Genomic DNA, 21872 nt, shown 5'->3' with positions numbered 1-21872 from the left:
GCGCCATTACCGTGGGGTCATGGAGACCCCCGATCTGGCGCGGATGAGGGCCGAGTACGCCCGGCACGGACTCGACGAGGAGGCCGCCGGAGACGATCCGCTGGCGCTGTTCGGGCAGTGGCTCAACGAGGCGATCGACGCAGATCTGCACGAGCCGAATGCCATGGCGCTGGCCACTGCGACCCGTACCGGCCGGCCGGCAGTCCGGATCGTGCTGCTGAAGGGCTTGGACGAACGCGGACTGACCTTCTTCACGAGCTACGAGTCCCGCAAGGGCGATGAGCTCGAAGAGAACCCGCGGGCCGCGGCGACGATGCTGTGGCATCCGCTGCAGCGTCAGGTGCGGGTCGAGGGTGCCGTGACCCGGATCGACGAGGCGGAGTCGGACACGTACTTCCAGTCCAGACCGCGCGGGTCCCAGATCGGCGCAGTCGCGTCACCGCAGTCGCGGATCGTCCCCAGCCGTGAAGCGCTCGAGCAGCGGGTGCGTGAGGTCGAGCGCGTCTTCGGCGGCCACGAGGTCGTGCGCCCGCCGATCTGGGGCGGCTACCGCATCGCGCTGGACTCGGTCGAGTTCTGGCAGGGCCGGGAGAGCCGGTTGCACGATCGCCTGCGGTACACCCGGCGCGACAGTGGCTGGCGGCGGGATCGGCTCGCGCCCTGAGCCGGCACGTGGGCACGGGCGCGCATCAGGTCAGGTCGCGGTAGTGCTCGAGCAGACGGCTCATCACGGAGAGCGCGTCCTGCATCTCGGTGATGTGGCTCGGGTCGAGGACACGCAGCATCTGCTTGATCTCGGTGCTGGAGATGCCGTCCGTGCGGGGCAGGTAAACGACCTCGCACAGTGATTTGAGCTCGTCGAACCTGCCGGCCCAGTCCTCACCGATGGCGAAGACGTCGACCCCGTGCTCGACGATGTCTGTGGCCTTCTGCTCCCACGACGTTTCGGGGATGACCAGATCGACGCCCTTGATGCTGCCGATGATGCGGGCCCGGTCCTCGTAGGACACGACCGAGGTCTTTCCCTTGCCGGCGTTGAACTCATCGGTCGAGACTGCGATGACAAGTCGGTCACCGAGCTCGGAGAGCCGGTTGATCAGGTTGAGGTGACCGATGTGAAACAGGTCGAACGTCCCGTATGTCAATACCGTTGTCATGGTCGCTGTCCCTGTCGCCCGTTCATGGGGCCAGAGTAGTGGTGCTGCGTGGCTCGACACGGGGACCCACTGAGACGCGAAATTGTGCGAGTCCGCACCACGCGGGATAGGTACCGTGCGAACCTGCACCGCCCGGGCATGAAAACCAGGGCAGGCTCGCACAGTTTGCGGGCTGGGTGAGGGGGCCGGCTAGAACACGTAGAAGGTCGCGATCGCGGCCGGGAGCGCGCCGAGCGCGAGCCATGGCACCAGCACCGTCCGGCGGTGCACCAGACGGATTGCGCCGAGGGAGAGCACCCCGATGCCTCCCATGACGATGAGCAGGATGATCCCGTCGCCGTGTCGCCCGTCGTCGACGATGCTGCGGATGACCGCGACCAGCGCACCGAGCGGGAAGGACGACACGGCCAGGATCAGGAAGGACACGACCCAGCGCTGAACCTGCTCGATCGTGAGCTCGCGACGAACGCGGGGAGTGGTCATGTGGTCAGTATGGGCGCACCCGAGAGGTCGACCCGCCGGAAGGCGGTCCGAACGAGCCGAGCACACCCCACAGGTCGTTGCGCTGACATGATCGTCAGGTGAGCTTCGTGACCCGGGTCGGACGAGTCGTCAGCGACGTCCGCCCGCTTCGGGAGTCCCCAGCGTTCCGGCGGCTGTGGTTCGGTCAGACGATCTCGCAGCTCGGCCAGCAGATGACCGTCATCGCCATCGCGTACCAGGTGTACGACCTGACGGGCTCGTCGTTCAAGGTCGGGCTCGTCGGCCTGTGCGGCCTGGCCCCGCTGGTGCTCGGGGGGCTCTACGGGGGTGCGCTGGTCGATGCTCACGACCGGCGACTGATCGCCCTGTGGTCGGCCGTGGGGCAGTGGGTGTGCTCGGGCCTGCTGGTCGCGCAGGCCTTCGCGCACATCGACTCGGTCGGCGTGCTCTACGGGATCGTGGCGCTGCAGGCCGCCTTCTTCGCGGTCAACAATCCGGCGCGGTCGGCGATGCTGCCGCGCCTGCTGCCCGCTGAGATGCTCCCCGCAGCGAACGCGCTTGGCATGGCTTCGTTCAACCTCGGCTTCACCGTCGGACCCCTGCTCGGCGGACTGGTGATCGGTTGGCACGGGGTCGAGGTCGCGTACACGATCGATGCGGTCACGTTCGGCGCGGCGCTCTACTCGCTCGTACGGCTGCCGGCCATCCTGCCGCTCGGCGGGCCTCCGGCCGCACCGGGCCTGCGCTCGGTGGTGGAGGGACTGCGCTTCCTGGCCTCGGCGCCCAATCTGCGGATGACGTTCGTCGTCGACCTGTGCGCGATGGTGTTCGCGCAGCCGCGCGCGCTCTTCCCCGCGCTGGCCATCACGGTCTACGCCGGCAACGCCTCAACCCTGGGACTGCTGCAGGCCGCACCCGCCATCGGTTCGCTCGTCGCCTTCTCGGTGTCCGGATCGATCGGCCGGGTACGTCGGCAGGGGGTCGCGATCGTGGCGGCGATCGCGGTCTATGGCGTGGCGATCGCGGCCGTCGGCGTCTCGGCGATCGGGTTGCCTGGCCTGCTGTGGCTCGGTGTCACGTTCTTGGCCTTATCCGGCGCCGCCGACATGGTCAGCGCTTCCTACCGATCGACGATCCTGCAGACCGCGGCGCCCGACGAGCTCCGCGGCCGCCTCCAGGGCGTCTTCATCGTCGTGGTCGCTGGCGGGCCGAGGCTGGGCGACTTCGTGATCGGGTCGATTGCGGCTGCGACCAACGAGGAGTGGGCGATGATCATCGGCGGCGTGCTGTGCGTGGCGGGGCTCGCAACCGCCACGGTCCTGCAGCGCCGCTTCCTCGCCTACGACGCTCGCGAACCGGCGCCGTAGCCCGCCGGCGCGACGTCAGGAGAAGTGCGCGGCGTCGATCTCGATCCACACCTGCTCGGCACGCCCGAGCAGCTCGCCGCCCTCGGTGTACAGCGCGGTGTCAGTCAGGAACTTGCGACCGTCCCGCGCGTGTAGATGACCCACGGACAGGCACGGCTCCCCGGGTCGCGGGCGACGCAGCACCTCGGCGGTCATGCGGCCCAGCACCATGGTCTGGTTGGTGAAGTCCGCTGCCCAGCCCCCGGGGCAGTCCAGCGCTGCCCACGTGGTGGGCGTGTCGATCGCACCGTCATCGCCGGCGAAGGCCTCGTGTGGCGTCCAGGGCCCGGCCGTCCGGTCGCCGTCGGTGGGACCGGTGAACAATCGCAGGCCGTCACCCGCGGTGCGTTGGGTTCCGCAGGTGAAGCAGTGATCGAACGGATGATGGGTGAAGCCCGGATAGGCGGCCAGGCCGGTCTCGGCCTCCTCTGTGGTCGGAGCCGCTGCCACGTCTCGGCTGAACGAGCCCGAATTCGCCTCGCCGATCACGGCTCCGCCGGCTGTCAGCAGGCGGACCAGATCCCCGTCGTGCTCCCAGCTCAGGGGCGTGTCCAGCGGTGGTGGCAGCCGGAGGGTCGAGGTGACTGGCCCATTGGCCTCGACCTGTGCGGCAATCAGCCCAGCAACGTACCCACCGTTGCCGGAGTGGGCTGGACCGTTGAACTGCGTTGGAATCGTGACCACGACCCCAACCCTAGGGCCGGATCGCGTCATACCTCCGGAGGGCCTCGCGCCGCTCCTCGGCGTGATCGACGATCGGAGCGGGATAACCGGACGGCGGATCGGCCAGCTCCCACGGCGTGTGCACGTGCCGAGCGGGTACGTCAGCGAGCTCGGGAACCCAGCGGCGCACGTACTGGCCATCAGGATCGAACTTGTTGCCCTGGGTCATGGGATTGAAGACTCGAAAGTACGGGGACGCATCGGTTCCGGAGCCGGCGACCCACTGCCAGCCGTGCTGGTTGGACGCCAGATCGGCGTCGACCAGCAGGTCGAGGAAATGTTGCGCACCGTGCTGCCACTCGACGTGAAGATCCTTGACCAGGAAGCTCGCGACGATCATGCGGACGCGGTTGTGAATCCAGCCCTCGCCCAGGAGCTGGCGCATGCCGGCGTCGACGATGGGGATGCCGGTCTGGCCAGCCTTCCACGCGTCCAGACCATCGCCGGGTTCGTCGTAGGCCATCGCCTCGAACGTGCGGTTGTAGTAGCCGAAGGCCGAGTCTGGCCGATGATGCAGGACGTCGGCGTAGAACTCACGGAACGCCAGCTCCCGGCCGTATGCCTCGGAGCCGGCCGACCGCAGAGGTGCCAGGTCGGCGAGCATCGTTCGCGGGTGGATCGAGCCGCACGCAAGATGCACCGACATGCGAGAGGTGCGGTCCGGGCCGGGCAGGTCGCGGATGGTGTCGTAATCGGCCACGTCCGCATCGAGGAAGTCCTGCCACCGCTCGAGGGCCGCTTCCTCACCGACGGGCGGAAGCTCCAGGCCGTCCGGCGCCGCGGCATCAGGGATGCGATGTGTTCGTCCATCCGGCCGGATCCAGCTCACCTCGGCAGTGGGCTCGGCCGGGCCGGGCCAGCCGTGCTGCTGCCACGCGCGGAAGAACGGCGTGAAGACGCGATAGCCGGTGCCGTCACCCTTGACCACGCGTCCGGGTGACACTGCGTACGGCGACCCCGTGCGCTCCAAGGTGATGTCGTGCGAGGCCAACGCCTCCTCGACCGCGAAGTCCCGCTCGGCGCCGTACGGGGTGAAGTCGGCCGAGACATGCACCGTCGTAGCGCCCACCGACCGGGCGATCCGCGCCACCTCGACGCCAGGATCGCCGTGGACCACATGCAGACCCCCGATACGTTCGGAGAACTCCTGGAGCAGGCGCGCGACGTAGGCCTGTCGGGCGCGGGCGCCGGATTCCCAGAACGTGTCGTCCAGCACGAACAAGGGCACGACACCGTCCGGGCCTGAGGCGATCGCCGCCTGCAGGGCGGGGTGGTCGAGCAGGCGAAGGTCTGTGCGGAACCACATGACGGACGTCGGCATGCGTCCATTGTCAGGCGTGGCGGACGAAGCCGCAGCACATGGAACAATGGTCACTGTGAGTGACCTGATCGATACCACCGAGATGTACCTCCGGACCGTCTACGAGCTGGAGGAGGAGGGCATCGTGCCCCTGCGCGCCCGCATCGCCGAGCGCCTCCACCAGAGCGGTCCGACGGTCAGTCAGACGGTCGCGCGGATGGAACGGGACGGCCTGCTCTCGGTCGAGGGGGATCGGCATCTCGAGCTGTCACCCAAGGGCCGTCAGCTCGCGACCCGGGTCATGCGCAAGCATCGCCTCGCCGAGCGGCTGCTCACCGACATCATCGGGCTGGAGATCGAGTTCGTCCACGAAGAGGCGTGCCGCTGGGAGCACGTCATGTCCGAGCAGGTCGAACGCCGTCTCGTCGAGCTGCTCGAGCACCCGACGGAGTCGCCTTACGGCAACCCGATCCCCGGCCTGTCCGAGCTGGGCCAGGTCGGCGCCGATCCCACCTTTCTCGAGGGTGTCGTGCCGATGCCCAAGGCGGTCAGCGGATCGGTCGAGCCGATGAGACTGGTGATCCGCCGAATTGCCGAGGAGCTGCAGAAGGACACCGAGGTCATGTCCGTGCTGCGCCGCGTCGGTGCACTCCCCGGCAACGATGTGTTGGTCTCGCAGGGCCATGACGGCCTCGTGGTCGCCCGTCAGGGCGAGACGGCCGAGATCGACGCCGAGGCCGCGGCCCACATCTTCGTGTCCGGCTGAGGTCTCAGCGCCCGCTGGGGGCCTTGGGCTTCCAGGGGACGAATCCGCTGGTGCGACGGACATAGTCCTCGTACCCGGGCTTGGTCTTCTTCATGCCCTTCTCGTTGAGGGACGCGCCGGTCACCTTGGTGAGGAAGATCGTCATGGCGATCGGGCCGATGACGGTCGCGAGTCCCGGCCAGGATCCGGCGACCACGATCCAGATGCCGGTCCAGACGCAGGCATCGCCGAAGTAGTTCGGGTGCCGGGTGTACCGCCACAGGCCCTGATCCATGACCTGGCCCTTGTTGGCAGGATCCTTCTTGAACGCCGCCAGCTGTGCGTCCCCGACCGCCTCGAAGAACAGGCCGATCGCCCACACGAGGACGCCGAGCACCAGCAGCCAGAGGGTGACGTCCTCATTGTTGGCGCCGACCATGATGGGGGTCGCCACGAGCCACATCGCCACGCCCTGCGGCACGAACACCCGCATCAGCGCGACCTGCGCGAACGACCGTCCGTCAGCATCGGCCAGCTCGGCGTAGCGAGGATCCTCGGCCTGTCCGGAGTTGCGCCGGTGCAGGTGCCACGCCAGGCGCACACCCCACACCGTCACCATGGCTAGCAGGATCCAGCGCATCGCGGGGGCGCCTTCGCCTCCGGTCGACACCAGCGCGGTCTCGGCGGCGACCAGCACAAAGCCCAGGCCCCACATGGTGTCGACGACAGTGAGCTTGTGCTGACGCTGAGCGATGGCGAGTCCGATGCCCATGAAGACCACGACCACGCCCAGCCCTCCGAGAAGACTGGCGCCGGACTGGGACAGGTCGTTTGGTGTCATGCCCGAACTATGTCAGCCAGGCGAGCGGGGTGCTAGGCATGCTGCTGACTCCGCGTGCGCTCGGCTTGACCGAGAGGATCTGGTCGACTCCCATCCGGTTCTCCTCGAATGCGAGCGCGCCACCGACGAGGTAGAGCCGCCACACCCGGGCGTTCTCCTCACCGATCAGCTTGACCGCGGTGTCCCAGTTGTCCTCGAGCTTCGCGGCCCAACCGGCGACGGTCTGTGGGTAGTGCTCGCGCATCGCCTGGACGTCGCGGATCTCCAGGCCCGATGCGGCGATCAGCCCGATGGTCTTGGCCAGCGGCTTCATGTGCATGTCGGGGGCGATGTACGTCTCGATGAACGGCCCGCCGCCGGGGCTGTCGCCGGGTGCGTCATTGCTGCGCGACATCTGCTGGATCAACGCGCGGCCGCCCGGCTTGAGATATCGGTGGATCGAGTCGACGAAGACGACGTACTCCGCGTCCCCGACGTGCTCGCCCATCTCGACCGATGCGATCGCGTCGATGCCATCGTCCATCACTCCAGATGCCTCGAGATCACGGAAGTGTCGCAGGCTGACATTCACGCGGTCTGCGAGGCCACGCTCGGCGGCCTTGGCCATGACATAGTCCCGCTGCTCGATCGACAGCGTCACCCCGGTCACGTGCACGCCGTAGTGCTCGGCGGCGAAAAGTGTCAGCGAGCCCCAGCCGGAGCCGATGTCGACCATCTTCATGCCCGGTTGCAGACCGAGCTTCTTGCAGATCAGGTGGAGCTTCGCGGTCTGGGCCTCCTCGAGGGTCATCTCCGGCGTCTGGTGATAGCCGCTGGAGTAGGCCATGTTGGGGTCGAGGATCAGCTCGTAGAAGTCGTTCGACAGATCGTAGTGGTGCGAGATCGCCGCCTGGTCGCGCTCCTTGCTGTGCAGCTCGCCGGTCAGGTTCGACTCTGCGGCCGGAGCTGGCGGGCGCCTGCCGATCGCGCCAAGCCGCACCGCGAGCGCCACGGCCTTCGCCACCTGCTTGGGGCCCACGGTGGGACGTCCGGCGCTGGCGTCGGCGAGGCGGGCATCCCGCACGGCGTTCCACATGGCCCGCAGCCCGTCGCCGAGATCGCCCTCGATGTCCAGATCACCCTGCACGTAAGCACGGGCCACGCCGAGCTCGCCCGGCTTCCAGATGATGTGACGCAGGGCGCGCTTGCTGCGAATGACCACGACCGGCGCGCCGGGCTGACCGGCCTCGCTGCCGTCCCAGGCGCGCAGACGGATCGGAAGGGTCAGGCCGAGACTCTCCTCGGCGAGAGACAGGAGGGAAGATGCGATGTTCACGACGACAAGTCAACCTCGCGACCGTGGGTTGCGCCATCTCAAGTTGCTGGGGCTGGCATGCTTGGGCGATGAGCTTTGGGTCCGCTTTGCAGGACTGGTTCCGCCGTACGGGCCGCAAGCTGCTGGGCTGGACGTTGATTCCGGTCGGCATCGTGCTGATGCCGTTGCCGGGTCCTGGCCTGCTGATCGTGATGTCCGGTGTGGCGCTCCTGTCACGCGACTACGTGTGGGCCCAGCGTCTGCTGGATCCACTGGAACGGCGCGCGATCGAAGCGGCAAAGTACGGCGTTGCGACGTGGCCGAGGATCGCCGCCAGCTTCCTCGGCGGCCTGTGGCTCTTCGTGCTCGGGATCGTGTGGTGGGCGAGCCCGGAGATTCCGCAGTTCGAGGTCCTGAGCGTCAGCTTCGGCCCGCAGCTTCCGGCCCACGGCTGGGCAACCGCCATCGGATTGTGGGCGTCGGCGCTGGCGGCGTGGGGTCTGCTGGCCTACAGCGTCGTGCGGTGGCGCGAGCCGCACATGAGCCATTCGGACTCCAGGCCGTAGATCGCGTGGGTCGGTCGCTCCTACAGTGGCAGCATGAGCCGACTCGGAGAGCGCTTCCCCGCCGCCGATCTCCCGCACATCCGACTCGGTCAGAGCCCGACGCCGGTACGCCGCCTCGAGCACCTCGATCTCCGAAGCGAGGTCTGGGTCAAGGACGAGGCCGGTTTCGGCAACGGCGGCTGGGGAGGCAACAAGGTTCGCAAGCTCGAGTGGATCATTCCCGAGGCGCATCGGCGTGGCAAGGACACGCTGTTCACCGTCGGCGGCATCGGCACCCACTGGGGCCTTGCCGCGGCCCTGTACGGCCGCGAGCACGGGCTTCGAGTTGTCCTCGGTCTCGTCGATCAACCCATCGACGACCACGTGCGGGGACAGCTGGACCGGCTGGCCTCGTCGGGCGCGGAGATGTACCGCTGTCGAACGGTGGGGCGGCTGAGGATCGCGGCACCATGGATCCTGGCTCGGCACGCCAGACGTGGTCGGCTCCCGTACTACCTGCCGGCAGGTGGGTCTTCGCCGATCGGCAGCCTCGGCTATGTCGAGACTGCGCTGGAGATCGCCGAGCAGGTGAAGGCGGGTGAGATGCCCGAGCCCGCGACCCTGGTGACCGCGGTCGGATCGGGCGGAACTGCTGCGGGGTTGGCCCTGGGACTTCGGCTGGCCGGCCTTCGTACGCGGGTCCTCGGCATCGTCGTCAACGACTCGTTCCGGCTCGACGCCGTGACAGTCACTCGGTTGGCCAACCGCACCGCGAGCCTGCTGCGTGACCGCGGCGCCGACGTCGGGACCGTCGTCGGTCCCCACGATCTGGACACCACTTCGGCATGGATGGGGGACACCTACGGCGCCGCGACGACCGCTGGTTTGGAGTCACTCGAGCTTGCCGCCGAGCGGGAGGAGCTCGACCTCGAACCGGTCTACACGGCCAAGGCCATGGCCGCGGTACGCGGGCTGGACGGCTCCTTGGCCGGCCCCGTGCTGTTTCTGCAGACCCACGGACCTCGCTCCGCGCCGTAACCCCCGGCCGTTCCGAAGCGTTGATCACTCAACGAACGGAAGGTGACCCCAGTGCGCAAGGCATTCGGACGGATCTTGGCCTCGGCGGTGCTCGGGGGTGCTCTGGTCGCGGCCACCACCACGACGGCGGGGGCCGCGGACGACATCCTTTCCGGCGTCGACCGCACGCTGAGGCAGACTGCGGCGCGGATCCTGGCCACCGCCACACCGGGTGAGCCGCTCGAGGTCGTGACCACGACCCGCACCTCGGCCGGCCCTCGAATCATCAGCAGCATCGCCTCGACTCCGGAACAAGCGCTCGACCTCATCGCCGCGGGGCTCTCCCGGTCATCGACGATCGGCGTGGACATGGCGCACCCCGTGCAGATCGACATCACCAACGACACCTATCGCTCCCAGCAGTGGGCCCTGACGCGGTTCGGGGCTGAAAGCCTGTGGCGCACGAGCTCGGGTTCCGGGGTCGTCGTCGCTGTGATCGACACCGGGGTCCGAGCCTGGCACCCGGATCTGCGCCGTCAGGTCCGCAAGGGCTACGACTTCGTTGATCCGGGCACGTCGGCGATGGACGCCAACGGCCACGGCACCCACGTCGCCGGCATCATCGCGGCGCTCGCTGGCAACCGCCAAGGCATAGCCGGGCTCGCCCGCAGTGCCCAGATCCTTCCCGTGCGGGTACTCGATGCGTCCGGATCTGGCGACACCGCCGACGTCGCACGGGGGATCGTGTGGGCGGCAGATCACGGCGCGAACGTCATCAACCTGTCCCTGGGATCGAGCTGGAGCGATTCGGCCGGCAAGGCAGCGGTCGAGTATGCGCAGTCCAAGAACATCCTGGTCGTGGCGGCAGCGGGCAACTCAGGCTGTGGCCTGCTGCTCGGCTCACCCACGTCCTACCCGGCGGCCTACGCCGGTGTCGTCGGCGTCGGCGCCATCGATGCCAACGGCTCGACCGCGTCCTACTCCAGCTGCGGCTCGTGGGTGGATGTCATGGCTCCTGGCAGCAGGATCATCTCGACCATGGTGGAAACGCCTGACAGCAGCCTCGGCTGCCAGCCGAGGTACTGCTATCTCTCCGGCACCTCGATGGCCACGCCCTATGCGGCCGCCGCAGCAGCCCTGGAGATCGCCCACCTGGGTCGAGGTTGGCGCGCCTCCACGGTCAGGTCGCTGATGCAGTCCACGGCTGACGACATCGGCTCCCGTGGTTACGACACACGAACCGGCAACGGCGTGATCAACCCTCGCCGCATGCTCGCTGCGCGATAGCTGGGTACGCGTAGGCCATAGATCTGGCCGCACGGCTCGGCATGCCACAAACTGGGCGCATGAGCGTTCATGAGTGCGATGTCGTCGTTGTCGGTCTTGGCCCGGGCGGAGAGGCTCTGGTGGCGCGACTCGCCAAGGGTGGGCTCTCCGTCGTGGCCGTCGAGGCAGAGCTGGTCGGCGGGGAATGCCCCTACTGGGGCTGTGTCCCGTCCAAGATGATGATTCGTGCGGCCAACACCCTGGCCGAGTCACGTCGGGTCGAGACGCTTTCGGGAAGCGTCTCGGTGACACCAGACTTCTCCAAGGTGGCGACGCGCATCCGCGACGAAGCGACCGACGACTGGGACGACACGGTGGCCGCCGGGCGCATCACCGATGCCGGTGCGGAACTCGTACGCGGTCACGGTCGGCTGACCGGCGATCGCACGGTCGAGGTTGACGGCCAGACCTACGTCGCTTCCCGGGGCGTGGTGCTCAACACCGGCACGACCGCGTCGATCCCGCCGATCGACGGTCTGGCCGAGACCCCGTACTGGACGAACCGAGAGGCCATCGCGAGCAAGCAGGCGCCAGCATCATTGATCGTGATCGGGGGCGGGGCGATCGGCCTCGAGCTCGCCCAGGCATATTCGCGGTTCGAGACCCAGGTCACCGTGCTCGAAGCCGGTCCGCGGATCCTGGGCCCTGAGGAGCCGGAGTCCTCCGCGCTGCTCGCCTCGGTGTTCGAGTCCGAGGGCATCGGGGTGCATGCCGGTATCACCATCGACCGGGTCGCTCACGCCGACGGCCGATTCAGGGTGACCTGCGGCGACACGACCCACGAGGCGGAGCAGCTGCTGGTCGCGGCCGGCCGGACGTCGCGGCTCGATGACATCGGTCTGGACACGGTCGGTGTGGATCCCGGCAAGACCCTCACCGTGCAGGACGACATGATCGTCAAGGACGGTCTCTGGGCGATCGGTGACATCACGGGCCGCGGCGCGTTCACCCACGTCGCGATGTATCAGGCGGAGCGCGCTGCGCGGTCGATTCTCGGTGAGCCGCAGGAGAAGTACGACACGAGCTTCCCGCGCGTCACGTTCACCGACCCGGAGGTCGGCGGCGTCGGCATCACCGAAGCACAGGCCCGGGAGCAGGGAATCAACATCCGGGTGGGGCTGACCGACATCGCGGCGAGCAGCCGTGGCTTCCTGCAAGGCGTTGGCAACGATGGACTGATCAAGATCGTCATCGACGAGGATCGGGACATCATCGTGGGAGCGACAAGCGCCGGACCGATGGGCGGCGAGACGCTGTCGGCGCTGGCCTTCGCGGTCCGCGCCGAGATCCCGGTCGCAACACTGCAGAACACGATCTACGCCTACCCGACCTTCTGGCGTGCGATCGAGTCGGCAATCTGAGTCGTACGCCTAGGCGCGGCGCAGCATCCGCAGCACCTGGCGCTCCAGGGTTCGGCTGATCGTCGCACCCGGGGCAACTCGACGGTGCTTGGAGCTGACCGTCACCCCGTCCTCGAACAGATCCACCACGCGAGGGTCGACGTACGAGGACCGGGCGATCGCCGGAGTGTTGCCCAGATGTTCCGAGACGTCGCGCATCGCCGCGGCAACAGCCTTCTTGCGGGCAGCCGGCGAGCTCGGCCCGTGGGAGGCCAATGACAGGGCGGCGATCGTGGTGCCCCGCCAGGTGCGGAAGTCCTTGGCGGAGTAGACGTCACCGAGCAGATCCTTGACGTAGCCGTTGACGTCGTCGGCGTCCAGGTTGTGCCACCGGCGCCCGGCCTTGTACGCCAGCAGCCGTTCGCCGCCTCCGCGGCGGCGGCGCAGCGTCTCGAGCACGGTCCGCACGCGCTCGTCGCGGACCGTGACCTCGACGTCCTGACCGGATTTGGCCGGGTACGAGAACGTCATGCCGCGCCCGGTGCCGTGCACGTGCTGCTTCTCCAGCGTCGAGAGACCGTAGCTGCCGTTCTCCTCGACGTACCGCTCGGAACCGATCCGGAACATTCCGAGGTCGAGGAGGCTGAAGGCCGTCGCAGCGACCCGCTCGAGGCTCAGTGCGTCGCCACCGAGGTCGCGTCGTGACGCGGCGCGCTGCTTCAGCAGCTGGGCGGCGAAGCCTTGCATGCGCTCGAACTTCTCCAGGTCGCGGCGCACCCGCCAGTCCGGGTGGTACAGATATTGCCGTCGTCCGGCGGCGTCGGTGCCGACCGCCTGCAGGTGGCCGTTCTCCACAGGACAGATCCACACCTCTTGCCACGCGGGCGGGATGACCAGCAGTCGGCAGCGCTCGACCTGGGCGGGCTCAAGCGGCCGGCGGTCCTCGTCGAGGTAGCGGAAGCCGCGGCCGTGGCGCGTGCGAGCCCAGCCCGGTGACGAGGGGGAGGTGCGGCGAAGTCTGACCATGGTGAGAACACGCTAGGTCAGGTTCTGCTGGCCCGCATGTCGTCACGGGCGGCGCTGCTCGACGCCTCATCGGGGTGCCCTCGACAGGAATCGAACCTGTGACCTACCGCTTAGGAGGCGGTCGCTCTATCCGACTGAGCTACGAGGGCGTGGGCTCAGGTTATCCAGTGTTGGTCGCAGACCATACGATCGCCTCTATGCCACGCCCGCGTTCGTACCCGTATCTGGCGGAGTCGCAGTGCTGAGACGAGTCGTGGCGCTGATCGGGCTGGCTGTGCTCATCGTGTCCACGATGGCTGCGTGTGGCCGGACCGACGTGATCCGCGTGGCGGACCGGGACTGCGCTTCCGCGCGCTCGCTGCCCGGTGGCGACAGCACCCGGACGATCGTGTCCGGTGGGCAGAGCCGGGAGTATCTCCTGCACGTCCCGCCTGGCTACGACGGGTCCTCGCGAGCACCGGTGGTCATGCTGTTCCACGGGCTGGGAGGTGATCCGAGATCGATCGTCGAGACGACGCGCATGGAGGAGCTGGCTGATCGGGACGGAACCCTGCTCGTGGCGCCACTGGCACGCGGCCTGGTGCCACGCTGGGACTTCGGCTCTCCGATCACGGACCCGCGTTCCGACCTCGCCTTCGTCCGTGACCTGGTCAAGGAGGTCAGGACCGAGGCGTGCGTGGATGCGGGCCGCGTCTACGCGACCGGATTCTCGAACGGATCGGTGCTGACCCTGGCGCTCGCCTGCGATGGCACGACGAAGTTCGCGGCGTACGGCGCGGTCTCCGGGCCCTACCCGGCCGATGCGTGCACCCAGGCGCCGCCCGCGTCGTTGATCTACTTTCACGGGCTCCGGGACACGGTCGTCCCCTACGACGGCGCACCGACGGCGATCGGGCCGCTGCCCCCGGTCAACGAGATCATGGCCGGGTGGGCGGCACACGACTTCTGTCCACCGGCCGGCGCGACGACGACGGTGGCCGAGCACGTGCGCCACTTCGCCTGGAACGGTTGTGCCGGGGGCTCGGCCGTCGAGGTGTATGTCGCGGACAACGGCGGTCATCGCTGGCCGGGTGGCGAGCCTTCCTCGTCTCGACAGGCGTCCGGTGCCACGACCCTGGAGATCGACGCCAGCAGCCTAATCTGGAAATTCTTTGCTCGGCACGCCGCTGATGGACAATAGGGACATGACCAAGACGATCGAGACGTGGCTGACCGACATGGACGGCGTGCTGGTTCACGAGGACAAGGCAATTCCCGGGGCGGCCGAGTTCATCGACCGACTCAAGGAGACGGGCCGCAAGTACCTGGTTCTCACCAACAACTCGATCTTCACGCCCCGCGACCTGTGCGCGCGGCTGCGCGCGGCCGGCATCGACCTGCCGGAGTCGGCGATCTGGACCTCGGCGCTGGCCACCGCCAAGTTCCTCAGCGAGCAGCGCCCTGACGGCACCGCGTACGTCATCGGCGAGGCCGGCATGACCACGGCTCTGCACAACGTTGGCTACATCATGACCAGTCGCGACCCCGAGTACGTCGTGCTCGGGGAGACCCGCACCTATTCGTTCGAGGCCATCACCAGGGCGATCCAGCTCATCGAGAAGGGGGCCCGGTTCATCGCCACCAACCCTGACGCCACCGGCCCGTCGCCCGGCGGTTCGCTACCGGCCACGGGCTCGGTTGCGGCCCTCATCACCAAGGCCACCGGGGTCGAACCGTACTTCGTCGGCAAGCCGAATCCGCTGATGATGCGCAGCGCCCTGAACCAGATCGAGGGCCACTCCGAGACCACCGTCATGATCGGCGACCGAATGGACACCGATGTGCTCTCGGGTCTCGAAGCCGGGCTCAGGACCTTCCTCGTGCTGACCGGCTCGACCGCACCGGGCGAGGTCGAGCGGTTCCCGTTCCGGCCGACCGAGGTGTTCGAGTCGATCGCGGACATCGTCCCGCTCATCCAGGGCTGAAGTTACCGTCAGGTAACGCTGGGCTGCGAGGCATTGTTATCCTTGTGACATCGCCGCCGGGCCATCGGCCCTGGGCGGAGAGCCCCGGAAGATCACTGTCCGGGGAGTCTTCCACGAGGGAGCGAACGTGAAGGTATTTCTCACGGGTGCGAGCGGGGTGATGGGCCGATCGTCCATCCAGGCGCTGCACTCCGCCGGCCACGACGTGGTCGGTCTTGCCCGAACGCGCGAGAGCGCCGCGCAGATCGCCGACGCGGGTGCCGAACCCTGCCTCGGCGACCTCTTCGACCGTGCGGCGATGAGCGCTGGCATGCGCAACTGTGACGCTGTCGCCAATCTCGCGACCCGGGTGCCGGTCGGCACCCGCGCGCTCCTGCCGGGATCGCTGAAGGCTATCGACGAGATTCGATTTCGCGGCTCCAGGGTCGTGGCGGAAGCGGCGCGCGACGCCGGGGTCGGTCGGATCATCCAGCAGAGCCTCAGCTTCATGTATGCAGACCAGGGCGACGACTGGATCGACGAGCGCAGCCCGATCGACGTGACTCGGGCGACCGAGCCCGTCATCGTGGCAGAGGACAACGCCGCGGCGATCAATAGCTGGGGTGGCACCGCGGTTTCGTTGCGATTCGGGCTGATCAGCGGCAACGATGCCAACAGTGCCTGGTTGTTCCGCCGGGCCGCGGCGAACCGCTCGATCGGTCTGGGGGAGGAGACGGGCTGGATGCACGTGATCCATCCCGAGGACGTCGGGACCGCGGTCGTGCACGCACTCATGGCGCCTGGTGGCGCCTACAACGTGGGTGCGGAGCCCGTGCGGCGACGCAACTACGTCAACTCGATGGCGCTGGCAGCGGGTCGGACGACCGGCCGCTTCCTGCCTGGCTGGACCGTGCGGCTCGGTGGCAAGAAGCTCGAGATCCTGACCCGCTCGCAACGGGTCAGCTCGCAGCTGTTCAGCGATCGCACGGGCTGGCAACCTCGTCACCCGCAGCTCACTCCGGACTGGTTTCATGGCCTCGTCCGGGCCTGACCCGGCCGAGCGCGAGCGCCGGCGCAAGGCCGCCGAGCTGCTCGGCGACCTGCTGCCCAGCACCACGACTGACGAGACGGACGAAGGCTGGAACGAGCCCGGCGGGACGTCGCGCGACGAGGAGTACCTGCGGGACGTCCCGCCCCACCACGGCTAGAGCGGGCTACAGACCAGGACGGCGCGCCAGCGCGTCGCGGATCTCGCGCAGCAGAGCGGTGTCCTCCGGAACAGCCTCTGGTTCGTCGACGCCGGGACCGGGCTTGCGCATGGCCTGCAGCTTCTGGACCGGCACGACGACCGCGAAGTAGATGACTGCCATCGTCACCGCGAACACGATCAACGCGTTGATCAGCCCACCGATGTCGACGAGAGTCTTGGAGCTGTCGGTGATCTGGAAACCGAACCCCTTCTCGCTTCCCCCGCCGACCGCGGCGACGAGCGGGTTGATGAAGTTGTCGCCGAATGCGGCGACGAGCGAGGTGAACGCGACGCCGATGGCGATGCCGACGGCGAGGTCGATGACGTTGCCGCGCATCAGGAAATCCTTGAAGCCCGTGATCATGGTGCTCCCTTTCAGATGGAAATGACCCCCCGACCCTAGCGATGGCGGGAAATCGCTCTAGGAGGTGAGCAGGCTGAATCTGGCGTCGATCGCAGCTGTTGCGAGGGCGAGGGCGATCGACTCGGTCGTGACGACTCCGATCGGGAGCACGTCACGCTCGTTCGCGGTCGTGGGCAGGGTCACGATCTCCACGTCGCGCGCCACCACCGTGGCCTTGCTCTCGCCGCTGGGGTCGACCGCGACGACGTCCACGCGGTCGCCGACGTGCAGCCCGGTCGGTCCCGCGGCACGGTCGACCCGGATCGTGGTGAGCACCGCGCCGGGTCCATGTCCCGACAGCGCGTCGTCCTGGAGGACGCGGTAGTCGGTCAGGGCCTCGCCGGCACGCATGGGCCCGGCAACGCGTCGGCCCACGGCCGCGCCGCGGCCGAGGGGATGGGACGGCAGGGCGGCGCGAGGGACAGTCGTGCTTCGAAGGTCCGATGCCGCCAGGATGTGACCGCTGCGCAGGTCGTGGCGCACGACCAGGACAGCCGCGCCGTCGGTGCTGGGTCGCACGGCAGCGAGGGCGGCCAGGACAGCCAGCCCGGTGAAGATCGCAGCCAGGCTGCGACGGTGCTCGAAGACGAGGCGGTTGATCCGGTCCATGCCCGGACTCTAGGAACTTGGCTGCTCCGGCGCAGCCCGCCGTCCACAGGGTTCAGGCAGCTGAGTCTTTGCCAGCCTTCTTGGCGGGCGCTGGCGCAGGAGTGCTGGCAGTGGACGCCGAGGTGTCCGAGGCAGCGGGCTTGGACGAGCTCGACGGGTTCGATGTGGATCGGCTGTCGTTGCGGTAGAAGCCCGAGCCCTTGAACACGACGCCCACGGCGTTGAAGACCTTGCGCAGGTCTCCCTGGCAGGTGGGGCAGACGGACAGCGCGTCGTCGGTGAAGCTCTGCTGGACTTCCAGCGCTTCTCCGCAGTCCTTGCACTGATACTGATACTTCGGCACGTCCGGCTCCCGCTCGATTGATGGTGCGCTCCAAGGGTACAGTTGCCGCACCGTGACCGATCCCGTCCCTCCCGGAGCCCAGCGATGACCGAATGGTTGCTCCTGGCCACGTCCTTCCTGCTGATGCTGGCGTGTGGTGTGTTCGTCGCCGCCGAATTCTCGTTCGTGACGGTCGACCGAGCAACCATCGAGCGTGACGCCGAGGCGGGTGATGCCAGCGCACAGGGCACGCTGCTGGCGCTGCGGTCGCTGTCGACGCAGCTGAGTGGCGCGCAGCTCGGCATCACCATGACGAACCTCGCGATCGGCTTCCTCGCCGAGCCCGCGATCGGCACGCTGCTGCGTGGGCCGCTGGAGTCAGTCGGGCTCGAGGGCGGAACGCTCAAGGGGGTGGCGTACGGCGTCGCCCTGGCGCTCAGCACCATTGTCACGATGCTGGTCGGCGAGCTCGTGCCGAAGAACTTCGCCCTGGCCCTGCCGCAACGCACCGCAGCGCTGACGCAGTGGCCCCAGCGGATGTTCACCAAGGCCATGGCATGGCCGATCCGAGCACTCAACGGCCTGGCCAATGCGATCTTGAGGTTGCTTGGTGTCGAGCCGCAGGAGGAGCTGCGCTCAGCGCGCTCACCGGTTGAGCTCCGGTCACTCGTGCTCCGTTCGGCCAAGCAGGGTGCGATCGACGACGAGACAGCGGACCTGGTGGCGCGCAGCATCGCGTTCGGTGACCGGACCGCGGCCGATGTGCGCACGCCGCGGGTCCGAGTCCGCTTCGTGGAGGGGCGTGACACGGCGCACGACGTGATCGAAGCCGCACGGCAGACCGGGCACTCCCGGTTCCCGATCATCGGCAAGAGCCCCGATGACGTGCTGGGCATCGTGCACGTCAAGCGTGCGGTTGCTGTCGAACCGGCCCGCCGGCGCTCCGTGCGGGTGTCCGACCTCGCCGATCCCGCGACGATCGTGCCCGACAGCATCGAGCTAGACCCGTTGCTGTCGCTGCTCCGCGAGCAGGGGATGCAGATGGCGGTCGTGGTTGACGAGTACGGCGGAACCGACGGGGTCGTCACCCTCGAGGACCTGGTCGAGGAGATCGTCGGCGACATCGCCGACGAGCATGATCGGCTGTCGTCCCGCAGCCGGCACCGCCACGACGGCACCTGGTCGCTGTCTGGCCTGCTGCGCCCCGACGAGGTCGAGGAGCAGACCGGAATAGCGCTGCCCCGTGGCGAGGACTACGAGACCATCGCCGGCCTGATCCACGAGAAGCTCGGCCGCATCGGCTCACGCGGCGACCTGGTGACGTTGTATCTGGACCGCACCCCGGAGGACGACGGCGATGATCCGGAGCCGCTCGCCGTGACACTCACGATCGAACGCATGGAGGGCCGCCGCATCGACCGAGTCTCGCTGACGGTCGACGACGACGGCGCGGTGGTGGCGGGATGAGCAATTTCTCCGCAGTGCTGCTGGCGATCGTGCTGCTCGCGCTGAACGCCCTGTTCGTGGCCGCCGAGTTCGCACTGATCTCCGCGCGGCGCACGCAGCTCGAACCGCGCATCCAGGCGGGATCCCGTCCTGCACGACTGGCGATGCGGGCGATCGAGAACATCACGCAGGTCATGGCGGCGGCGCAGCTCGGCATCACGATCTGTTCGCTGGGCCTCGGTGCTGTTGGTGAGCCCGCGATCGCGCACCTCCTGGAGCCGCTCTTCGAGTCGGTCGGGCTCCCAGAAAGCATGGTCCACCCGTTGTCGTTCCTCATCGCGATCACGGTCGTCGTGTTCGCGCACGTCGTGCTGGGCGAGATGGTGCCCAAGAACCTTGCCCTGGTCGGTCCCGACCGGGCGGCGCTGTTCCTCGGCCCGTTCATGCTCGGCGTGGTCCTGGTGCTCAAGCCGTTCGTGGTGGTCCTCAACGGCGCGGCCAACGTGATCATCCGACTGTTCCGGATCGTGCCCAGGGACGAGGTGGCCTCGACGTACAGCCACGACGAGGTGGCCGGGCTGGTCGAGGAGTCCCGTCGGGAGGGGCTGCTCGACGAAGACGAGTACGGATTGGTCTCCGGCGCCCTGGACTTCCACGAGGGCACGGTCGACGAGGTGTTGCTACCGCTCGTGGGCCTGGTCACGATCGCGCCGAACGCGACCCCCGCCGATGTCGAGCGCGCCTGCGCCGAAACCGGGTTTTCCCGTTTCCCGGTGCTCGACGCCACCGGAGAAATCGCGGGATACCTGCACATCAAGGACATCCTCGAGACCGACGAGGAGTCACGGCTCGAGCCGATCGCGGACAAGTGGCTTCGACCTCTTGCCACGGTCGTCGCAGGGTCGGGCCTCTACGAAGCGCTCCGCACGATGCAGGCGCGGGGTTCGCACATGGCGCGGGTCGCCGATCAGGCGGGCTCCGTCCTGGGCGTCATCATGCTGGAGGACGTGCTCGAAGAGCTGGTCGGCGAGATTCGCAGCGCAGAGAAGGCGTGATCGACAGCGAGGGGGACCACGTCGGGCTCCACCTCGGCGGCCAGATGATCTCGCGTCGCGTCCTGGCTAAGGGACCCTGAACAGGCCGCCGGGAGTCACCACCATCTGCACCCGCACGTCGTGTGGCTCGTGTGGCACCTCTGCCATCAGCTCGTGGCTGAACAGCAGAGCGCACGACACTGTGTGTGCGCCTGCCAGCGCGCGATCGTAGTAGCCAGCGCCACGCCCGAGGCGGTGACCTGCGTGGTCCACGGCCAGCGCAGGGACGATCACGACGTCGCAGGACCCGAGCGCGTCGGTGCCGAGGCGTTCACCGCCGGGCTCGGGGATGCCGAGCTCGGTCGTGGTGGTCGGAGCCTTCGGATCGAATGAGACCCAGTCCAAGGTGTGGTCGGGCAGGCTCAACGGAACGAGAACGTCGACTCCGCGGTCGTGCAGTGCCGCGATCAGTGGACCGGTACCGGGCTCGGACTGCATCGAGAGATAACAGGCCACCCGCCGAGCGCGTGCCACGATCGGCGTCGCAAGCACGTGCAGAGCGATCGCGTCGGCGGCTTCGGCCCGCTCCGCGGCGCTCATCGCTCGGCGGCGGGTCAGCAGGTCGTCGCGTGCCTGTGCCTTCGCCACGGTCTGACGCTAACGTATGTCCGATGTCCGGACTGGAAGATGCGCAGCGGCGAATGGCCGATGCAGACGTGCCACAGCGCGCGATCGACGTGTTCTCCTCGTTCTATGCCCAGCTTCAAGAGGGCGGGAGTGGGCTGATCCGCGAAGCGGACGTGGATCCACTCGAGCACATCGATCATGCAGGTTCCCTGCGCCTGAGCGAGGCGGAGTGTCGTGCGGCGGCCGGCGCCACGGCCGTGATCAAGCTCAACGGGGGACTCGGCACCTCGATGGGCCTGGACCGGGCCAAGACATTGCTGCCGGTGCGCCCCGATCTCACCTTCCTCGATGTCATCGTCGGCCAGGTGCTGCACGTGCGCGAGTCCCTCGACGTGCCGCTGCCGCTGCTGTTCATGAACAGTTTTCGCACCCGCGACGACACGCTGTCGGCTCTCGCGCGCTATGACCTCGCCGTCGACGGGCTGCCCATCGACTTCCTGCAGAATCGTGAACCCAAGCTGCGGGCCGACGACCTCTCGCCGGTCGACTGGCCCGCCGACCCCTCGCTGGAGTGGTGCCCGCCGGGCCATGGCGATCTCTACACGGCGCTCGAGGTGTCGGGCATCCTGGGCGCACTGATCGACGCCGGCTTCCGCTACGCGACCGTCTCGAACGCCGACAACCTGGGTGCCGCGCCGGATCCGGCAATGATGGGCTGGTTCGCCGCCTCGGGCGCGCCCTACGCCGCAGAGGTCTGCCGACGTACGCCTGCGGACGTCAAGGGCGGCCACATCGTGGTGCGCAGGAGTGATGGACGGCTGGTGCTGCGCGAGACAGCGCAGACCGCGACGGAGGATTCCGACGCAGCTGCCGACGCGCAGCGACACCGTTACTTCCACACCAACAACCTGTGGTTCGATCTGGAGGTTGTGAAGCAGACACTCCAGGCCCGAAACGGCATCCTTGGACTGCCACTGATCCGCAACGACAAGACCGTCGATCCAACGGATCCGAACTCGACCGCGGTCGTGCAGAT

25 protein-coding genes and 1 tRNA gene are annotated in these 21872 nt (G+C 68.0%); 14 read left to right on the top strand and 12 right to left on the bottom strand.

Annotated elements, in window-relative coordinates:
• Positions 1–19: 19 nt before the first annotated feature.
• Positions 20–664, top strand: a complete 645-nt coding sequence (gene pdxH / locus WB461_RS11310; protein ID WP_423852835.1) for a pyridoxamine 5'-phosphate oxidase — start codon at positions 20–22, stop codon at positions 662–664.
• 25 nt (positions 665–689) lie between these two features.
• On the opposite strand, the gene WB461_RS11305 is transcribed toward pdxH, so the two are convergent.
• Positions 690–1157 (bottom strand): adenylyltransferase/cytidyltransferase family protein, encoded by a 468-nt coding sequence (locus WB461_RS11305; protein WP_423852834.1) that lies wholly within the window; start codon positions 1155–1157, stop codon positions 690–692.
• A gap of 189 nt (positions 1158–1346) precedes the next feature.
• Entirely contained in the window at positions 1347–1640 is a 294-nt protein-coding gene (locus tag WB461_RS11300) for a hypothetical protein (protein ID WP_423852833.1), read from the bottom strand.
• 98 nt (positions 1641–1738) lie between these two features.
• On the opposite strand from WB461_RS11300, the gene WB461_RS11295 reads away from it, so the two are divergent.
• The gene (locus tag WB461_RS11295; RefSeq protein ID WP_423852832.1) at positions 1739–3007 is read left to right on the top strand and encodes an MFS transporter; all 1269 of its coding nucleotides are present in this window, start codon (positions 1739–1741) and stop codon (positions 3005–3007) included.
• A 15-nt stretch (positions 3008–3022) separates the two neighbouring features.
• Here the strand turns inward: WB461_RS11295 and WB461_RS11290 are convergent, their stop codons facing one another.
• Together WB461_RS11290 and WB461_RS11285 are read right to left on the bottom strand one after the other, a co-directional pair.
• The gene (locus WB461_RS11290) at positions 3023–3730 is read right to left on the bottom strand and encodes a hypothetical protein (protein WP_423852831.1); all 708 of its coding nucleotides are present in this window, start codon (positions 3728–3730) and stop codon (positions 3023–3025) included.
• A gap of 10 nt (positions 3731–3740) precedes the next feature.
• Complete coding sequence (locus WB461_RS11285) at positions 3741–5090, bottom strand: cryptochrome/photolyase family protein (protein ID WP_423852830.1); 1350 nt, start codon at positions 5088–5090, stop codon at positions 3741–3743.
• Between the two features lie 55 nt (positions 5091–5145).
• Here WB461_RS11285 and WB461_RS11280 point away from each other — a divergent pair, with 55 nt between their 5' ends.
• The gene (locus WB461_RS11280; RefSeq protein ID WP_423852829.1) at positions 5146–5835 is read left to right on the top strand and encodes a metal-dependent transcriptional regulator; all 690 of its coding nucleotides are present in this window, start codon (positions 5146–5148) and stop codon (positions 5833–5835) included.
• A 4-nt stretch (positions 5836–5839) separates the two neighbouring features.
• On the opposite strand, the gene WB461_RS11275 is transcribed toward WB461_RS11280, so the two are convergent.
• The gene (locus WB461_RS11275; RefSeq protein ID WP_423852828.1) at positions 5840–6655 is read right to left on the bottom strand and encodes a DUF1295 domain-containing protein; all 816 of its coding nucleotides are present in this window, start codon (positions 6653–6655) and stop codon (positions 5840–5842) included.
• 7 nt (positions 6656–6662) lie between these two features.
• Positions 6663–7970, bottom strand: a complete 1308-nt coding sequence (locus WB461_RS11270; protein WP_423852827.1) for a class I SAM-dependent methyltransferase — start codon at positions 7968–7970, stop codon at positions 6663–6665.
• Positions 7971–8038: 68 nt separating this feature from the next.
• Here WB461_RS11270 and WB461_RS11265 point away from each other — a divergent pair, with 68 nt between their 5' ends.
• The 4 genes from WB461_RS11265 to WB461_RS11250 are packed head-to-tail and all read left to right on the top strand — an operon-like array spanning position 8039 to position 12198.
• Positions 8039–8515 (top strand): PGPGW domain-containing protein, encoded by a 477-nt coding sequence (locus WB461_RS11265; protein WP_423852826.1) that lies wholly within the window; start codon positions 8039–8041, stop codon positions 8513–8515.
• 33 nt (positions 8516–8548) lie between these two features.
• Positions 8549–9532 (top strand): 1-aminocyclopropane-1-carboxylate deaminase/D-cysteine desulfhydrase, encoded by a 984-nt coding sequence (locus WB461_RS11260; RefSeq protein ID WP_423852825.1) that lies wholly within the window; start codon positions 8549–8551, stop codon positions 9530–9532.
• A 42-nt stretch (positions 9533–9574) separates the two neighbouring features.
• Positions 9575–10798: a S8 family peptidase gene (locus WB461_RS11255; RefSeq protein WP_423852824.1), complete on the top strand. Its 1224-nt coding sequence runs from the start codon at positions 9575–9577 to the stop codon at positions 10796–10798.
• A gap of 59 nt (positions 10799–10857) precedes the next feature.
• Positions 10858–12198: a dihydrolipoyl dehydrogenase family protein gene (locus WB461_RS11250; protein WP_423852823.1), complete on the top strand. Its 1341-nt coding sequence runs from the start codon at positions 10858–10860 to the stop codon at positions 12196–12198.
• Positions 12199–12207: 9 nt separating this feature from the next.
• On the opposite strand, the gene WB461_RS11245 is transcribed toward WB461_RS11250, so the two are convergent.
• Both WB461_RS11245 and WB461_RS11240 read right to left on the bottom strand, forming a co-directional pair.
• The gene (locus tag WB461_RS11245) at positions 12208–13203 is read right to left on the bottom strand and encodes a DNA topoisomerase IB (protein WP_423852822.1); all 996 of its coding nucleotides are present in this window, start codon (positions 13201–13203) and stop codon (positions 12208–12210) included.
• 75 nt (positions 13204–13278) lie between these two features.
• Positions 13279–13352: transfer RNA gene (locus WB461_RS11240), tRNA-Arg, on the bottom strand.
• 89 nt (positions 13353–13441) lie between these two features.
• Between WB461_RS11240 and WB461_RS11235 the strand changes: the two genes are divergently transcribed.
• The 4 genes from WB461_RS11235 to WB461_RS11220 all read left to right on the top strand — a co-directional run bounded on the left by WB461_RS11235 (position 13442) and on the right by WB461_RS11220 (position 16354).
• The gene (locus tag WB461_RS11235) at positions 13442–14383 is read left to right on the top strand and encodes an extracellular catalytic domain type 1 short-chain-length polyhydroxyalkanoate depolymerase (protein WP_423852821.1); all 942 of its coding nucleotides are present in this window, start codon (positions 13442–13444) and stop codon (positions 14381–14383) included.
• A gap of 4 nt (positions 14384–14387) precedes the next feature.
• Positions 14388–15167, top strand: coding sequence for an HAD-IIA family hydrolase (locus WB461_RS11230; RefSeq protein WP_423852820.1), 780 nt, complete (start codon positions 14388–14390; stop codon positions 15165–15167).
• Positions 15168–15294: 127 nt separating this feature from the next.
• Positions 15295–16197: an NAD-dependent epimerase/dehydratase family protein gene (locus tag WB461_RS11225; protein ID WP_423852819.1), complete on the top strand. Its 903-nt coding sequence runs from the start codon at positions 15295–15297 to the stop codon at positions 16195–16197.
• Complete coding sequence (locus WB461_RS11220; RefSeq protein WP_423852818.1) at positions 16178–16354, top strand: hypothetical protein; 177 nt, start codon at positions 16178–16180, stop codon at positions 16352–16354. The genes WB461_RS11225 and WB461_RS11220 overlap by 20 nt, the downstream gene beginning before the upstream one ends.
• 6 nt (positions 16355–16360) lie before the next feature.
• Here WB461_RS11220 and mscL read toward each other — a convergent pair whose 3' ends face one another.
• From mscL to WB461_RS11205, 3 genes are read right to left on the bottom strand one after another with little or no spacing between them, the layout of a single operon-like run.
• Positions 16361–16759: a large conductance mechanosensitive channel protein MscL gene (gene mscL / locus WB461_RS11215; RefSeq protein ID WP_423852817.1), complete on the bottom strand. Its 399-nt coding sequence runs from the start codon at positions 16757–16759 to the stop codon at positions 16361–16363.
• 57 nt (positions 16760–16816) lie between these two features.
• Positions 16817–17407 (bottom strand): SAF domain-containing protein, encoded by a 591-nt coding sequence (locus tag WB461_RS11210; protein WP_423852816.1) that lies wholly within the window; start codon positions 17405–17407, stop codon positions 16817–16819.
• Between the two features lie 52 nt (positions 17408–17459).
• Complete coding sequence (locus WB461_RS11205; protein WP_423852815.1) at positions 17460–17750, bottom strand: FmdB family zinc ribbon protein; 291 nt, start codon at positions 17748–17750, stop codon at positions 17460–17462.
• Positions 17751–17834: 84 nt separating this feature from the next.
• Between WB461_RS11205 and WB461_RS11200 the strand changes: the two genes are divergently transcribed.
• The gene (locus WB461_RS11200) at positions 17835–19196 is read left to right on the top strand and encodes a hemolysin family protein (RefSeq protein WP_423852814.1); all 1362 of its coding nucleotides are present in this window, start codon (positions 17835–17837) and stop codon (positions 19194–19196) included.
• Positions 19193–20230 (top strand): hemolysin family protein, encoded by a 1038-nt coding sequence (locus tag WB461_RS11195; protein ID WP_423852813.1) that lies wholly within the window; start codon positions 19193–19195, stop codon positions 20228–20230. Before WB461_RS11200 ends, WB461_RS11195 begins: the two co-directional genes overlap by 4 nt.
• Before the next feature lie 66 nt (positions 20231–20296).
• Here WB461_RS11195 and WB461_RS11190 read toward each other — a convergent pair whose 3' ends face one another.
• The gene (locus WB461_RS11190) at positions 20297–20857 is read right to left on the bottom strand and encodes a 5-formyltetrahydrofolate cyclo-ligase (protein WP_423852812.1); all 561 of its coding nucleotides are present in this window, start codon (positions 20855–20857) and stop codon (positions 20297–20299) included.
• 23 nt (positions 20858–20880) lie between these two features.
• On the opposite strand from WB461_RS11190, the gene WB461_RS11185 reads away from it, so the two are divergent.
• On the top strand, positions 20881–21872 hold a 992-nt coding region (locus WB461_RS11185; protein WP_423852811.1), incomplete at its 3' end, for a UTP--glucose-1-phosphate uridylyltransferase.

It is taken from the genome of Aeromicrobium sp. (assembly GCF_049587115.1).
Lineage (GTDB): Bacteria > Actinomycetota > Actinomycetes > Propionibacteriales > Nocardioidaceae > Aeromicrobium.
The sequence above is the reverse complement of the archived record's forward strand: the minus strand, read 5'-3'. Positions and strand labels throughout refer to the sequence as shown.

Bases quoted from the DNA above. Each gene is read 5' to 3' on its own strand.
- pdxH (WP_423852835.1), top strand. From the start codon at position 20: ATGGAGACCCCCGATCTGGCGCGGATGAGGGCCGAGTACGCCCGGCAC.
- WB461_RS11305 (WP_423852834.1), bottom strand. From the start codon at position 1,157: ATGACAACGGTATTGACATACGGGACGTTCGACCTGTTTCACATCGGT.
- WB461_RS11300 (WP_423852833.1), bottom strand. From the start codon at position 1,640: ATGACCACTCCCCGCGTTCGTCGCGAGCTCACGATCGAGCAGGTTCAG.
- WB461_RS11285 (WP_423852830.1), bottom strand. From the start codon at position 5,090: ATGCCGACGTCCGTCATGTGGTTCCGCACAGACCTTCGCCTGCTCGAC.
- WB461_RS11275 (WP_423852828.1), bottom strand. From the start codon at position 6,655: ATGACACCAAACGACCTGTCCCAGTCCGGCGCCAGTCTTCTCGGAGGG.
- WB461_RS11265 (WP_423852826.1), top strand. From the start codon at position 8,039: ATGAGCTTTGGGTCCGCTTTGCAGGACTGGTTCCGCCGTACGGGCCGC.
- WB461_RS11260 (WP_423852825.1), top strand. From the start codon at position 8,549: ATGAGCCGACTCGGAGAGCGCTTCCCCGCCGCCGATCTCCCGCACATC.
- WB461_RS11250 (WP_423852823.1), top strand. From the start codon at position 10,858: ATGAGCGTTCATGAGTGCGATGTCGTCGTTGTCGGTCTTGGCCCGGGC.
- WB461_RS11245 (WP_423852822.1), bottom strand. From the start codon at position 13,203: ATGGTCAGACTTCGCCGCACCTCCCCCTCGTCACCGGGCTGGGCTCGC.
- WB461_RS11230 (WP_423852820.1), top strand. From the start codon at position 14,388: ATGACCAAGACGATCGAGACGTGGCTGACCGACATGGACGGCGTGCTG.
- WB461_RS11220 (WP_423852818.1), top strand. From the start codon at position 16,178: ATGGCCTCGTCCGGGCCTGACCCGGCCGAGCGCGAGCGCCGGCGCAAG.
- mscL (WP_423852817.1), bottom strand. From the start codon at position 16,759: ATGATCACGGGCTTCAAGGATTTCCTGATGCGCGGCAACGTCATCGAC.
- WB461_RS11210 (WP_423852816.1), bottom strand. From the start codon at position 17,407: ATGGACCGGATCAACCGCCTCGTCTTCGAGCACCGTCGCAGCCTGGCT.
- WB461_RS11200 (WP_423852814.1), top strand. From the start codon at position 17,835: ATGACCGAATGGTTGCTCCTGGCCACGTCCTTCCTGCTGATGCTGGCG.
- WB461_RS11195 (WP_423852813.1), top strand. From the start codon at position 19,193: ATGAGCAATTTCTCCGCAGTGCTGCTGGCGATCGTGCTGCTCGCGCTG.